Origin of the sequence: Botrimarina mediterranea, from assembly GCF_007753265.1 — a bacterium.
In the GTDB taxonomy this organism is placed as follows: domain Bacteria; phylum Planctomycetota; class Planctomycetia; order Pirellulales; family Lacipirellulaceae; genus Botrimarina; species Botrimarina mediterranea.
Genome location: NZ_CP036349.1, coordinates 4,813,104 through 4,827,228 on the forward strand (window position 1 = coordinate 4,813,104; position 14,125 = coordinate 4,827,228).

Below are 14,125 nucleotides of genomic sequence, written 5' to 3' on the forward strand. Positions count from 1 at the left end.
GGTGCGGTACCACGTCGGCGCAAAGGGCTTCGCCCGACAAGACGTACGGCTCGTCCCGAAAAGCGAGCCCCACGTCGTCACCCTGAACGGACCGCTGGTGGTCGAGGGCGTCGCGACCGACCGAGCGACCGGCGAGCCAATCGCCGAGTTCCAAGCGATGCCGGTCATCGTCTTCGGCCCCAACTTCTACAGCACGCGCTACGAGGACACGGGGCAAGGCGCCGACGGACAGTACGAGCTCCCGCTCAAGGGCAGCGGCGACCCAGAAAGCAGATACCGGGTGCGGTTCGAAGCGGAGGGCTATCGCACGGTCGTCAGCGAATCGTCCTACGGCCCTCAGGACGGACGCGTCACCCTGAACATCGCGCTCGAGCCCGCCCGGCCGCGTCGTCGATGCGGAAGGCAAGTCCGTCGCCGGCGCGATCGTCGTTGAGGGTACGTCCACCTGGGTCCCCATGTCCAAGAACAGTGAAGTCGAGTCCTAGCCCGCTTGGGCCCGAGGGAAGACTCGCCGCTCACATCGAGCGAAAGCCTGCCCGTCGAGCTCGCTCCTGGCGAGCGGCGCGACGTCATCCTCGGCGGGAGCGGCGCCGTCATCACGGGCAAGGTCGTCCCCACCAGCCGCGACGACGCCCCACTCGATCGACGCTGGTCGCTCAACTACCTGATCAGTCGCAACCGCGGCCTCTCACCGACCGACCCCCCAAGCGGCAAAACGCCCGGGTTCTACGCCACGGGCCCCTTCCAACCGGCGTGGCTGCTCGACCCGAACTGGGGTACGCTCCTCGCGGCCCGCGCGCATCACTTCGTCAAACTCTCGCCCGACGGCGACCTCCGCGTGACCGGCTTCGCGCCGGGCGAGTACGACCTCGTCGTCCGCTTGTACGAACAGCCGGAAGGTTGTCCCCATCACCATCGACTCCTCAGGCGCTACGGACCTCGGCAACATAGAAGTCCCCTGCCGCGCCGGCTCCCGTCCGCGGACCGACATGCGGGCGTACAGCTTTACCGACGTCGAGGGCCGCGAGCGCCTCGTCGGCGACATGAGCGGACGCTACGTGCTGATGCACGTCTGGGCCAGTTGGTGCGAACCGTGCTTAGCAATGATGCCCGAGGTCGAGGCCGCTGCTCAGCGCTTCGCCACTGACAAAGCCGTCTTCGTCGGCCTGAACGTCGACCGCGACAAGCAAGCCGGGAAGGCGCTCGCCCAGCGTCGCCACTGGAACTGGGCGCAGAACTACCTCGGCGAGGACTCGGACATGGTGCCCCAACTCGCCGTCAGCTCTGTTCTCGTCTACTACCTCATCGGCCCCGACGGCCTGCTCGTCTACGCACGCACCGATTGGAATGAGGTGTTGTCGGAGCTGACCGAAGCGCTCCTGTCTCGCGTCAGCATGACGCCTTAATGCGAGACACGTAATTACGGGACCAGAGCTACGCGCAGTTCTCTGAACTGGGACGTGCCGGTGGGGTCTGTCGTGCTTTCAGGACGGTCGTGGTAGATATCGATCCGCCCATCGTCACATGGCAAGTCTTTATTGGTACATTCGCGCCGGAGTTCTGACTCGGTTTCCGCTGACGTCGAGCTCAGACGGTCCCCCTCCTTCTTGGCCCATTAATTTACGACCCTCTGTCCAAAGCGGACGGCGGATGAATCGGTTCCGCGGGGCCGGTGGTTGTCGTCGCCCGGTTCGGATAGTCTCAAGAGGGCGCTATCCTAGGAGCCGGTCCACGATGTCCTGCAACGGCACCCTCTATCGGCGTTCCTACGGCAAGACTTGCAAGCGTGCCCGCAACTTAAGCTGGTATTCCTACTGTGGCTAAGAGCAAAACCTCTAAAGCGACTCCGACCGTTGGCGAGCACGCCGCAAGCCGTCCGCTGAAACCGTTGGACATGGAGGCGCTAAGCACGGCGGCCGATTGCCTGCGGGCTCTGGCGCACCCGGTCCGCATCCGCATGTCGCAGCTTTTGCTGCACGACCGCTACACGGTCGGCGAGCTTGCCGAAGACTGCGGCGTGCTTGAGAACGTCGCGTCGGAGCACCTGCGGCTAATGCAGCGATGCGGCTTCTTCACCAGCGAACGTGAAGGCCGCCGTGTTTACTACCGCGTCGCCGAGCCGCACCTGGAGCGACTGCTCGACTGCATCGAGGGTCGCTTCCAGTCGGGTAAGGCGAAGTAGCGCTAGGTGCGAAGCGACGGATTGCTGCGCATATGGGCGCGCTTGCGGTTTTTTCTCGGCGTTAGCCACGGTCCAATGGACGGCTCATTGCCGAAGCTACTTCTCAATAAGTCACCGCTATGACTAGCCTTTGCCGCTCTGCCGCGACGACGCCGCTCTGCATCACTATCGTCTGCCTTGCTTGCCAGTTGGCCCCGGCGATGGAGGCCGTCGACCTGCAGTGCGACCGACGCGCCGACCCCCTCGGCGTCGCTCCTTCTCCGGTCGTGCTCTCTTGGTCGCTGGAATCGTCCGAGCGACGATCGGAGCAAACGGCGTTTGAAGTTCAGGTCGCCACTTCCCCTGACCGCCTCGCGACGCCCGATGTTTGGGCGAGTGGGCGTGAGGACTCGCCCGCGCAACACGTGGTAGTCCCCAAGAGATTGGAGCCGAGAACACCTCACTACTGGCGTGTCCGAGTGTGGGACGAGACAGATAAGCCTTCGCAGTGGAGCGCTGTCGCCAAATGGGAAACCTCGCTGGCTCCCACCGACTGGGAAGCGCAGTGGATTGACGACGGGCGCCCGCGACCACAACACGACGCCGAGTATTACGAGGAATCGCCGGCGCCGCTGTTTCGCAAAGCGTTCAAGGTTGAGAAGCCCGTTCGTCACGCACGCCTGTACGTCGCGGGATTGGGTTACTACGAGGCTCGCCTTAACGGTCGGCGCATTGGCGACGAGCATCACGCGCCGGCTTGGACCGACTACGACAAGCGGGTGCTCTACGCAACGCACGAAGTCACTCAACTGCTAGCCCAAGGCGAGAACGCTATCGGAATTGAGGTCGGCGCTGGATGGCGCGATCCCCTGCCCTTGCGGATGTGGGGACGGATCAATCTCCGCGAAAGTCTGGCTGTCGGTCCGCCGTGCCTGATCGCTCAGCTCGAAGTCACGCATACCGATGGGTCGCGCACCGTGATCGCAACCGGTCCCGAGTGGCGGACGCACCCCGGCCCGGTCGTTCGCAACAGTGTCTATCTCGGCGAAGAGTACGACGCCCGCCGCGAGCTCTCTGGTTGGACGACGCCAGAGTATGGCGATGCCAATTGGCGCCACGCCATCGCTGCAAGAGATCAACCGAAAGGCAAACTCGTACCTCAGTCGGCGCCGCCGATCCGTGTCGTCGATCGACTGCCAGGCGTGCTGCTCAAGACACTACCCGATGGGACGCGGGTGTATGACTTCGGCCGTAACTTCACCGGCGTGGTTGAAGTCGATTCGCCAAGCTCCGGTGAAGAGCAAGTGCGGCTGCTGCACGGCGAGCTCCTCGACGACGACGGCCGCGTGAATCCACTGACGTCCGTTGTCGGCCAGATCAAGCAGCCGGGCGTCGGCGGCCCCGGCGCGCCGGATGTCGCGGTACAGCTCGACTCCTACACGCCGGCGAAGGACGGCGCGTGGTCTTGGGCGCCGCGGTTCACCTTCCACGGCTTTCGCTATGTCGAAGCGACCGGCCTTGCCGACGACTCACGGCTGACCGGCCTTGCGCTGCGATCCGACGTGGCGTCGGCGATCGAGTTCGCGTGCTCCGACGAGCGGCTCAACCAGCTCCAGCAGGTCTGTCGCAACACGTTCGAGAGCAATCTTGTTGGCGTCCAGTCGGATTGTCCCCATCGAGAGAAGTTCGGCTACGGCGGCGACATCGCGGTGACGGCTGACGCGATGTGCCTGAACTACGACATGGCGACCTTCTACACCAAAGCTGTCGAAGACCTCGCCGACGCCAGGCGGCCCGACGGGGCGTTGACCGAGACGGCGCCGTTCGTTGGCATTGCCGACGCCGGCCTTGGTGAACGCGGCGGTCCCATTGGCTGGGCCCTAGCCCATCCGCTGCTGCTCGATCGGCTCCATCGCTACTACGGCGCCGAGCGGCTGATCGAAGAGCAGTACGCCGTCGCCGCGAAGTGGCTCGCGCTCGTCGGTCGATTGGCTCCGGATCACTTGGTGAGAGTCGAGATCGGCGACCACGAGGCGATAACGCCCACGCCCGTCGCGCTGATGGCGACCGCTCACTACCACGAGGCCACCGTCCTCATGCAACGGCTGGCGAAAGCCATCGGCCGTGATGACGACGCCGCCCGTTACGCGGAGCTTGAGCAGCACATCCGCGACGCTTGGCGGGCCGAGTTCTATACCGATGAACTCAACAACGAGAGCGACTGGACCCAAACCGCCTCTTGCGCCGCGGTGCGACTCTTGGGAGCTGGCGACGCTGACGGGGCTCTCGCTTGGCTCGAGCGCGACCTGTCCGCGCGAGAGGTGCGGCTAACGACAGGCATCTTCGGGGCGTCGTGGCTGCTCGAAACGCTGACTCGCCACGGCCGCAGCGACCTCGCCTACCTCGCCGCGACGCAACGTGAGTTTCCCGGCTGGGGTCACATGCTCGACTCCGGCGCCACGACGCTCTGGGAGCACTGGGCGTTCTCCGACAACACGTTCAGCCACAATCACCCGATGTTCGGCTCGGTCAGCCAGTGGATGATCGAGCGCGTCGGAGGGATCGCCGTGCCGTCCGATGCGGTCGCCGGCGACCGCGTCGAGATCGCGCCGAGCGTCGTCGGACCGATCCGATGGGCAAAGACGACTTACCGATCGCCGCGCGGGCCGGTCCGTTGCGACTGGCTTATCGAGGGCGAGTCGCTGCGGCTTGAGGTCGACGTTCCGCCAGGAGTTGAAGCCCGAGTGACGATCCCAACGGCCGATGCAACCCGAGTCACCGAGTCGGACCTGCCAGCGGACCGAGCCACTGGCGTCGAGTCGCTGCCATCCGCTGACGGCACGGCGGCGTTTGCGGTCGGTTCGGGTAGTTATCTCTTTGTCGCCCCGCTACCCATCGGATCGACTTCCGCCGCAGCGGTAGATTGATCGTCACGCCAATCTAGCAGCAGCACAAAACCACCCCGGCCCGGGACCTCGTGAAGCCACTTCGCCGGGACGGTTGGCGCCTCGACGATCTCGAGGTCGCGGCCCTCAACGTCATCGGTGATCGCCACTAACGTTCGGGCATCGGCGTACGGCGATAGATCGAGTTCAACCTCGGAATGCTGGTCCTGCCCGTTCAAGCCGGCGATGAACCAATCGTCGCCCGACCGCCTGGCGACGACGACGCGCTTGCCCGGCTCGCCGACAAGACATCGCGACTCATCCCACCGCGCCGGCGCCTCGCGGAGCACCGTTTGTGCGGCGGCCGGCAACGCGTTGTACGCCTCCGGCCCGTCGGCGTAGTGGATCACGCCCGACGTGAACACGATCGGCGTCGCCAGCTCATGGGCCACGGTCGTTGTCCGCTGGGTGTCGACGAGCGGCGCGAGTCGCAGCGGCGTCACGTCCATCGGGCCGGCGACGTTCCGGGTGAACGGGAGCACGCAGTTCAGTTCGGCGACCTTCTCGGGGTATCGGTTGTCGTAGATGTAACTCTCCATGCCGAGCACCGCCTCGCACGACAGCAGGTTCGGCCAGGTGCGATGCCAGCCGCGCGGCGTCGGGCAGCCGTGCAGCACCACCACCAACTCTCGTTCGGCGGCGTCCTGTAGCGTGTCGCGGATCGCTTGCATCCCTTGCTGCAGCTGGGTCGCCCAGAAATCGATCTTCACGCCGGCGGCGCCGCACGCCTTGTAATGGTCCAGCTTCTCGCGCCGGTGTTGGGCGTCGTAACAGTCGCCCGAGTACATCCAGATCAGCGGCCTCACGCCCTGCCGCCGTGCGTACTGCGAGGTCTCCTTGAGATCGACATCCCACCAACCGCCATCGAACGTCGTATACTCCCAGCCATACTCCGCGGCGAGGTCGGTGAACTTGTCGAAGAACTCCCGCCGATAGGGCCCTTCGTGCTGCGACAACCAACCCCACGAAGCCCGGCCCGGCTTGATCCAACTCGTATCGCTGATTCTTGAAGGCGACGCGACATCTGTGACGAGCGTCGCGGTGACGAAGTCACGCGGCTCGCCGACAAGGATCACCCGCCACGGCAACGCCCAAGGCGTTGTCGACGCCGGGGTCGCGCTGAATGGCACGGACTTCGGCGCTTGATGCGTCTCGTCGGCGGCGGCAAAGGCGATCTCGTAGCTGCCCGGTTCGGCGCCGTTCACCAAGTGGCTGCCACAGAAGTCGCCGACGTCACCCGACTCGCACAACAGGACGGCGGGGCCGCTTGTTGAAGGCTCGATGAGCGCCGGCATCGCCCAACCCGCCGGCTTGGCCCGCGATTCGATCGGCGGATCGCCCACCGCGACGCGGAAGAAGTAGTCCTCGTCGTTTGGCGTGTGCTCGCCAGCCACGTGGTAAGGCGTCAGCCATCCCTTCGCTCGCGTCGTGAAGCGGAAGGACGTTCTCTCGCGCAACACCTCGCGCCGCTCGCCGGTTGGCTTCTCGAAACGATATCGAAACGCGGCGCCCTCATCGCTCGCCACGCCGTCGATAAGCACCTCGTTGCCATCGGCGTTGGCAAAACGAACCGTCTTGCGGTGCAGCAAGTGGTCGATGCGCGAAGTGGGGCCGGTCAACAACTCGTACCGCTGCCGATCAACGATGACGTCGCTGCACTCAACCCGTCGCAGCCCACGGCTATAGTCACCGTCCGCGCAAACGACGCCGAGTTGCGATCGACGGACTACCGATTTGCCGTCGTAGGAAACCGTGTAGCTCGGGGCGCCGTCGTCGTCGAGCGACACCGCCAAGGCGACGCGGCCGTCAGGCGACGCTACCTCTAGCACCCTCTCCGCCGCGGCGCAGGAGACGGCAACGAAGCAACAAGCCAAGCAGACAACACCACGCGTAAGTCTTGCCCAATCCAGCATCAAAGAACCTTCTACCGGTGAAAGTCATCGGCTACGGAGACAGTCATGGGCAACATGCAACAGAAGGTTGCTTACTCGATCGCGATCAGCTCGACCATCGTCGCCTGTACCGCGTCCGCCGTCGCGGTCGCGAAGCCAACCTCCATCAACTCGGCGCCCGTCTTCGTAGCGCCGTCGTCGGCAAGGACCGGGCGGCCCGGCGCCGGGTGAACTTCATGGACGCTGTAAGCGGTCTTGGGGTCGAGACCCATCAGCTTTACCGGCCGGGGCTCGTCCTTCTTCAGTTGGAACACAAACGCCGCCGCTCGCTTGCCGTCTTCCGCGACAAAGTCGATCACGCAGCGCGACGAATCGTGCGGGCTTTCGACGCGGTACAGGTCGCCGAGCTGCACGACCTCGCGGATCGATTTGTACGCCGCGATCGCTTGCCGACAGATCGTCATCTCTTCATCGGTGAGTTCGGCCACGTCGATGTCCATGCCGTACTTGGCGCTCATCGCCACAGCGGTGGCGAAGTGCAGCGGCCGCTCGCCCATCCGCGAGACGTGGCTGCTCATCGCGATCGATGGGAAGAAGTACGAGTAGTCCCACTGCATCGTGACGCGGCGCACCGCGTCGGTGTTGTCGCTCGGCCAGAACTCGTGGAAGTACCGCAGCGCGCCGTAATCGACGCGTCCGCCGCCGCCCGAGCAGAGCATCAACTCCGTCTTGGGAAACGCCTCGGCGGTCTGCGCCATCAGCTTGTAGAGCTGCCGCGTGTAGTCGATCCACAGGTGCATCTGTCGTTCCGCCGGCAGGTACGACGAGCCGGGCTGCGTGACGTAGCGGTTGGCGTCCCACTTCGCACAGGTGACGCCCTCGACGCCGAGCGTCCTCTCGATCACGCCCCACTCGAAGTCGAACACTTCGGGCCGCGTCAGGTCGAGGATCATCTGGTTGCGTTGCAGTTCGGGCTCGCGCCGCGGCTGGCGGATCACCCATTCGGGATGCCGCTCGTAGAGCTCGCTGCGCGGGTTGACCATCTCGGGCTCGATCCAGATGCCGAACCGCAGCCCCCGATCGATCGCGGCCTCGGCGACGGGCGCCATGCCCTTTGGGAATCGCTCGCGGTTGGGTTCCCAATCACCCAAGCCGGCGTTGTCCGACAGCCGCGGATGCATTTTGCCGAACCAACCGTCGTCGAGCAGGAACAGCTCGATGCCCATCTCCTTCGCCGGGCCGAAGAGATTCGTGATCCGCTCGGCGTCGAAGTCAAAGCCCGTCGCCTCCCAGTTGTTCAGCAGCGTGTCGCGCGGCGTGTCGCCTTCCCGGAGGCCGTGCTCGCGGGCCCAGCGGTGCAGCGATCGGCTCATCTTGCCGAGACCCTGGTCGCTCCACGCCCAAATCATTGTCGGCGTCACGAACGATTCGCCCGCGGCGATCTGGTACTCGGACGCATACGGGTTCACGCCGCACAACGCGCGGACCTGCTTGCCGGTGTGGTCGAACGCGGCCTGAAAGCTCCCCGACCAAGCAAGCGTCCCGCCCAGCACGCGGCCGGTGTTCTCGGCGGGTTCGCCGTCGAGCCCAACGATGAACGAAGGCGACACCAACTGGTGCGCCCGCACGCCGAGCTTCGAATCTACCACCTTCATCCCCGGCGTCAGCTTCTCGACGACGGGGTTCATCTCGTCGTTCCAGTCGCCGTGGAAGTGCATCAAGGTCGTCTGCTCAGCCGGCAACACCAGCGACGCCGACGCCATCCGCTCGAGCGTGATCGGCCCGTCCTCACCATTGGTGATGGTCACCCATTGCTCGACGACTCCCGCATCCCCGGCTCCCGAAGCCCTGTGGACTCGGAACGACAGCGTGACATCGAGCGGGAAGACGGTGTCGCGGAGGTCAATCTCCACAAGGTCCGTCGCGGCGTCGATCGACTCCGTGCGATGGGCGACGTAGGCGAGCGAGGTCGAGCGATCGCCATCCGCGTGGACGACTTGCAACGCCGGCTCGAAGACGTAGCCGTAGCCGCCCTGCGGGTACGCTTCGGCGGTGCGTGGCGGAGTGGCGTTCTCGACCGCTTCGCCCAGCGCGGCCTGATAGAGCCTGCCGTCGTCGCCGACGATAAACGCCAATGGGAACGCGTCGCCGCCAATGCGGATGACCTCGTAAGGCTCGATCGCCTCGATGGAATCCGTCGACCCTGCCACACTGACCTTGGCGTTGGCCCAATCGGCGTGGTCGTAGCCGGCGCCGTCGCCGCCGTCAGCGACACGCAACTCAAGCACCTTGACGCCACGCACATCGACGTCCAGCGCCTCTGGTTCCGCCGTGCCGGAGAGACGCCCGCTCTCCCAAACGACTTCCCCGTCGGCGACCACCTGAAAGCGGACCCCACCGTTGCCGTCGGCGCTGTCATCCACGCCGACGACCGACGTGAAGCGGTCGCCCTGCCCGGCAAGGTTGATCCGCATCTTGCTCGGCGCGTGCGTCGCCACGCCACTGGCGAACTCACGGCCGCGCAAACGGAGCGGCTCGCCGGCAAGGCTCTTGCTCGCTTGAGCCTGTCCCCACCCGCTCGTCATCTTCGACAAATCGAGCGACGAAACGTCGACGCTCTCAGCGCCCCACGACACGCCCTCGACCGCGGTCCAAACGACCAACGGCAGCAAGAGCCAACATCGATTCCAAGCCCAACCACGAATCCCCATCACGCCCGACTCCTCCCGTATGCCCCTTCTAACAACGCCTTCACGCCTGTTCGAAGCAGCATTTTACCAGACGACAAATGAAACCCCGAATCGAAATAGCCACTTCTTTCCACAAAGCGCGCTGGTCAAGCGAACGGGCGGCGCACCGCCACACTCAACAACCCCGCGCCGATCAACAACACAGCTGTCGGCTCCGGCACCGCCGGCGCGAACGCCCGCAACTCGGTGAAAGCCAGGTACTCGTCGCGCGTCGTCTCGACCCGCAGGTACCGACCCGTCAGGCCGCTCAGGTCCACCGTCAGGTCGTAATCGGGCGTCGCGCCCATCGGCCCGTTGTTATCAACGATGACCGAACCCACCTCGGCCAGCGACTCGTCAAGCACCGCGACCTTAAACTGGCTCGTGGTCTGCTCGTCGCTGCGGACGAACAGCTCGGCAAACTCGAGCGGCGTCGTCTCGCCAAGGTCCACTTGCCAAAACTCGCCCACGCCGAAGTTAATGGAGTGATAGACGCTGCGGTCGCCGAAGTTGAAATCGCCGTTGATTCCGCCGTCGTTGGCCGACGTCAGCTGCGCGCCATAGCCGGGGCCGGATAACGTCGTCACCGGCTTACCAACGACAAGGTTGTCGGCCTCGGTGTAGAGCAGCGGCGTCCCCGACCCGATCACCTCAAACTCGGCGAACGTCAGCCAGTAGTTGTTGTCGAGCCGCTCCAGCCGCACATGGCGTCCGAAGGCGCCGCCGGGGGCGCTGGCGCCGGGGTCGGTCGTGCCCCAGCTGCCGATCGTGAAGCCATTCGTCAAGTAGTCTTGCGTGAACGCCACCGCGCCCGGGGCGCCGGCGCCGTCGTCTTCGTAGATCGTGAGCCGCATGTTGCCGAAAACGCCCTGCTGCGCGTCGGTGCGCCGGAGCAGCTGCACCCGCTCGATGTAGGCGCTCGCGCCGAGATCGACCTGGTAGAACAGCGGCGGGTTCTCAGCGATCGCGTTGCCGTAGAACACCGACCCGGCGCCGAAGTCGCCGTTGCGATCGCCGTCAATCGCGTCCTCAATCGCGGCGCCGTAATCAGCGCCGGTGGCTGTAGCTGTTCCGCCGACGGCGAGATTCGTCGTTGTCGGCGCGGCGAGAAGATTCGTGGGACTGGCAATTCCCGCCAAAACTAAGAGCGTCGCCCCAGCACGGGTGGCGAGCCGTGGTGTCATCGTCTTCATTAGTCGCAACTCCAAGATGAAAGAAAAGAGTGCCCGGACGGACAAACCGCCGACGTAGAAAAGCATCTATCGCGACGGTCTCGAAGCTTCGAGTCAGTCGCTACGACCTGCTTAACCACAGAGCCACGGAGGGCACAGAGAAAGACACTGAGACGTCTCCTCGGTGCGTCCTCCGTTCTCTCAATGGCTCTGTGGTTTCTTCCGTTGCAGAAGCAACCTCTACGGCGTCAGATCGAAATCCTTCTTCCCACCTTCCACCGGCGAAGTCACCTTCATCGTCGATTGGCGGTTGTACTTGGCGGGGAGGTACTGCTCGCGCGGCGCCTCTTTGAGCTTGGGATCGACCGGCCCCGTTTCCCGAACCGCCATGAGATTGACCGTCCACTCGCCCTCGGTGATCTCGGTTGCGTAGGCGCCGTCGGTGATTTTCGCAACGGTCGTCCGCGCCTTGGGATCGTCGGGGATCAGCGTCAGTGTCCCGGTTGGCAGCGGCTGCCCGTCGTAGGTCACGACGCCGGCGATCGGGTAGGTTGGCGGCCCCGCCGGCCCGCACCCCGCTAGGGCCATGCAGCCGGCGAGCCACACCAGCGAACCGGCTGCTCGCAGGCCGGGGCCGCCAACCGACCGGTTGTTCTGAAACGCGTTCATGTCAGTTGGCAACCTCGCCGCCATCACGGCTCCCCATCGCTTGGTAAACATCACGCTCAATGCTTTCACTTACGAACGCGACCGACCCATCCACCCGCGCGACGTTGGCGCCGCCGGCGTGGTAGCTGCGGGCCGTCATCATGTAGGCGTCACCGGCGCCGACCTGCGCGATCGGCGCCATGGTGTTGTCGTTCAGTTCGCTGACCCACGAGACCTCGTCACCACGTTGCGAGTTTGGCGGCTCGAGCGTCGTGAACAACACGCCGCCGTGAGCCGGGTTGTAGTAGCGACCTCGCCCGTCGTTCCCCAGTGTGTCGGCGACGAGCCGGACTTCCGAGATCATCGCCGTCTTCGACGTGCCATCGGTGACGGTAGAGAGCTTCACGTCGCGGCCTCCCAGGAGCACCCCGTCCGAATAGGCGCCCGACAGAAAGCGATTGTTGCCGTACTTCTCAAAATCGGGATCGGTCTCCCGCAGCATGTTCTGGTAGTAGCTGCCGGCGCAGCCGACGTAGTTGCCCGAGAACCCCTGCGTCAACTCGGTTAACAGGCCCGGATGGAAAGTCTGCAGCTTCGGCGAGATCGGGTCCGACACACACATGAACGACGGCGCCACCGTCGAGGACTGCGGGAAATCGAGCGCCGTCGGGTACGGCCCCCATGCAAGCGGCTTGTTGATGTAGTCTTCGAACGCGTCCGACAGCACTTGCTCTTCGACAAACGGCAGCAAGTCGTGGAACCAACAGCGGCGGTCGTACTTGTCCTGGCTGGGGTTGGGCGAGCTGTTGCCGTCGTGCTGGCCGTAGGGAGGAGCCGTTCCGGCGCCGGTGCTGTCGAGATAGTTGTAGGTGCCGCGCGGCAATCGGCCCTTCTGACTCTCGTGGTTGAGCACGGCCAGAGCGACCTGCTTCATGTTGTTGGTGCACTGCGCCCGCCGCGCCGCTTCTCGCGCCGCCTGCACCGCGGGGAGCAGCAGCGCGACCAGGATGCCGATGATGGCGATCACCACCAGCAGCTCCACGAGGGTAAAGCCGTCACGCCGTGCGTCGTGGCCTTCACAACGATTCATCATCATCTTGTCTGACATCGATCACCTGTCCTTATCGCCAATGCCCCAGGTGGGGCCTGTTCCTGATGGATGCCTCAGCCCCGACGACGCACCGCCACGAGGCCCACAGCAGCGACGAGCGCGAGCGTGGTTGGCTCGGGAATCGTCACCCCCATTGAAGGCGAGCCGGCCGTGAAGGCGGCCAGGGCGTCGCGCCACACGGTGTAGTCGGCCGCGTCGATGGCGCCGTCGCCATTGCCGTCGGCGGCGAGGCTCGTTAGCGAGCCGTACTCGTTACGCCAGACGTTGTAATCCCGGCTGCTGATGACCCCGTCCTGGTTGTAGTCGCCAACGAGCAGCGGATCGCCCGAGCCGGCGAAAGCACGCAGCTCTGAGAAAGCGAGGTACTCGTCCTTGGTCGTCTCGACGCGGACGTACCGACCCGTCAGCCCCATCGTGTTGATCAGCAGGTCGTAGTCGGGGTCTTCGCTGTAGAGGGCGTTCGGAGTTACGACAAAGGCGCCGACCTCCGAAAGCCCGGCGTCGAGCACCGACACCCGGTACTCCGTGGTCGTCGACCAGACTTCGCCCGTTTCGTCGTTGCGAGAGAACTCACCGCGCGTGAACAATTGGAGGTGATCCAGCTGGGTCTCGGCGCCCAAATCGACTTGCCAAGACTCTCCGACGCCCGGCAGGGCCGAGTGATAAACGGGACGGTTGCCCGGACCGCCGAAGTTGCCGTTGATGTTTCCGTCGTTAGCGCTAGTCAGCATGGCGCCGAAGCCCGGCGCCGAAGACACCGTCACGGGTTTGCCGCGGGCGATGTTGTCGCTCTCCGAGAACTTCAGCGGCTCGGATGACCCGAACACCTCGAACTCGGCGAACGTCAGCCAATAGTTGTTGTCGAGCCGCTCCATACGGACGTGCCGTCCGCGCGCCCCGTCGGGAGCCGTGGTCGCCCAGGTCCCGGATTCGAAGTTCGTGGCGTTATAGTCCTGCGAGAAGACCACGGCGCCCGGATTGCCGGCGCCGTCGTCCTCGGCGATCGTGAGTCGGAAGTTGCCGAAGACGCCTTGAGTCGCGTCCGTGCGCGGAATGATTTGAATGCGATCGACGTAGGCCTCGACGCCCAGGTCCACTGCATAGAACAGCGGCGGGTTCTCGGCGTTGGCGTTGCCATAGAAGACCGACCCCGCGTTGAAGTCGCCATTGCGGTTGCCGTCAATGCCGTAGGCGATCTCGCCGCCGAAGTCCGAACCCGTCGCGGTGGCCGTGCCGTAGGGCGCGAGGTTGTAGGCGTTGTTCAGCGCCAGCGCCGCGCCGGGCGCAGCGACCGCGGCGGCGGCCACGACGCGGAGACTTGTGCGGCGACAGAGCATCGAGACGAAGCGGGGGCAACACATAGTGGGGCGACTCGCCTGAGTAGTGAGAAGATACGGATGTCGAAGGAGTCGTGTTGAGTAGGAAACCACGTCATGGCCGATCGTCGCAAAGCGCTGACCGGGCCTC

General features: G+C 64.8%; 10 protein-coding genes. 4 read left to right on the forward strand and 6 right to left on the reverse strand.

All coding sequences use genetic code 11. The features are described from left to right. The first annotated feature begins 1 nt into the window (after position 1). From Spa11_RS18500 to Spa11_RS18515, 4 genes are all read left to right on the forward strand, one after another. A complete protein-coding gene (locus Spa11_RS18500; protein ID WP_145115041.1) occupies positions 2-433 on the forward strand; it encodes a carboxypeptidase-like regulatory domain-containing protein in 432 nt (143 codons plus the stop codon). A gap of 556 nt (positions 434-989) precedes the next feature. After that, positions 990-1,406 (forward strand): TlpA family protein disulfide reductase, encoded by a 417-nt coding sequence (locus Spa11_RS18505; RefSeq protein WP_145115044.1) that lies wholly within the window; start codon positions 990-992, stop codon positions 1,404-1,406. A gap of 473 nt (positions 1,407-1,879) precedes the next feature. Continuing rightward, a complete protein-coding gene (locus Spa11_RS18510; protein WP_391503329.1) occupies positions 1,880-2,182 on the forward strand; it encodes an ArsR/SmtB family transcription factor in 303 nt (100 codons plus the stop codon). 119 nt (positions 2,183-2,301) lie between these two features. Next, entirely contained in the window at positions 2,302-5,088 is a 2,787-nt protein-coding gene (locus Spa11_RS18515; RefSeq protein ID WP_145115047.1) for a family 78 glycoside hydrolase catalytic domain, read from the forward strand. Here Spa11_RS18515 and Spa11_RS18520 read toward each other — a convergent pair. From Spa11_RS18520 to Spa11_RS18545, 6 genes are all read right to left on the reverse strand, one after another. Further along, complete coding sequence (locus tag Spa11_RS18520) at positions 5,031-7,019, reverse strand: glycoside hydrolase family 97 protein (RefSeq protein WP_145115050.1); 1,989 nt, start codon at positions 7,017-7,019, stop codon at positions 5,031-5,033. The two genes, Spa11_RS18515 and Spa11_RS18520, sit on opposite strands and share 58 nt — an antisense overlap. 71 nt (positions 7,020-7,090) lie before the next feature. After that, entirely contained in the window at positions 7,091-9,709 is a 2,619-nt protein-coding gene (locus Spa11_RS18525) for an alpha-galactosidase (RefSeq protein WP_145117063.1), read from the reverse strand. Between the two features lie 125 nt (positions 9,710-9,834). Then, complete coding sequence (locus Spa11_RS18530; protein WP_145115052.1) at positions 9,835-10,920, reverse strand: PEP-CTERM sorting domain-containing protein; 1,086 nt, start codon at positions 10,918-10,920, stop codon at positions 9,835-9,837. 219 nt (positions 10,921-11,139) lie between these two features. Further along, positions 11,140-11,568: a hypothetical protein gene (locus Spa11_RS18535; protein ID WP_145115055.1), complete on the reverse strand. Its 429-nt coding sequence runs from the start codon at positions 11,566-11,568 to the stop codon at positions 11,140-11,142. A 1-nt stretch (position 11,569) separates the two neighbouring features. Continuing rightward, positions 11,570-12,655: a DUF1559 family PulG-like putative transporter gene (locus tag Spa11_RS18540; RefSeq protein ID WP_145115059.1), complete on the reverse strand. Its 1,086-nt coding sequence runs from the start codon at positions 12,653-12,655 to the stop codon at positions 11,570-11,572. A 56-nt stretch (positions 12,656-12,711) separates the two neighbouring features. Further along, positions 12,712-13,995 carry a dockerin type I domain-containing protein gene (locus Spa11_RS18545; protein ID WP_145115062.1) on the reverse strand — a complete coding sequence of 428 codons (1,284 nt, stop codon included), beginning with the start codon at positions 13,993-13,995 and terminating at the stop codon, positions 12,712-12,714. Between the last annotated feature and the right edge of the window lie 130 nt (positions 13,996-14,125).

Excerpts from the sequence above, each read along its gene's own strand:
- Spa11_RS18540 (WP_145115059.1), bottom strand. The coding sequence starts at position 12,655 with ATGTCAGACAAGATGATGATGAATCGTTGTGAAGGCCACGACGCACGG.
- Spa11_RS18535 (WP_145115055.1), bottom strand. The coding sequence starts at position 11,568 with ATGAACGCGTTTCAGAACAACCGGTCGGTTGGCGGCCCCGGCCTGCGA.
- Spa11_RS18530 (WP_145115052.1), bottom strand. The coding sequence starts at position 10,920 with ATGAAGACGATGACACCACGGCTCGCCACCCGTGCTGGGGCGACGCTC.
- Spa11_RS18525 (WP_145117063.1), bottom strand. The coding sequence starts at position 9,709 with ATGGGGATTCGTGGTTGGGCTTGGAATCGATGTTGGCTCTTGCTGCCG.
- Spa11_RS18520 (WP_145115050.1), bottom strand. The coding sequence starts at position 7,019 with ATGCTGGATTGGGCAAGACTTACGCGTGGTGTTGTCTGCTTGGCTTGT.
- Spa11_RS18545 (WP_145115062.1), bottom strand. The coding sequence starts at position 13,995 with ATGCTCTGTCGCCGCACAAGTCTCCGCGTCGTGGCCGCCGCCGCGGTC.
- Spa11_RS18515 (WP_145115047.1), top strand. The coding sequence starts at position 2,302 with ATGACTAGCCTTTGCCGCTCTGCCGCGACGACGCCGCTCTGCATCACT.
- Spa11_RS18505 (WP_145115044.1), top strand. The coding sequence starts at position 990 with ATGCGGGCGTACAGCTTTACCGACGTCGAGGGCCGCGAGCGCCTCGTC.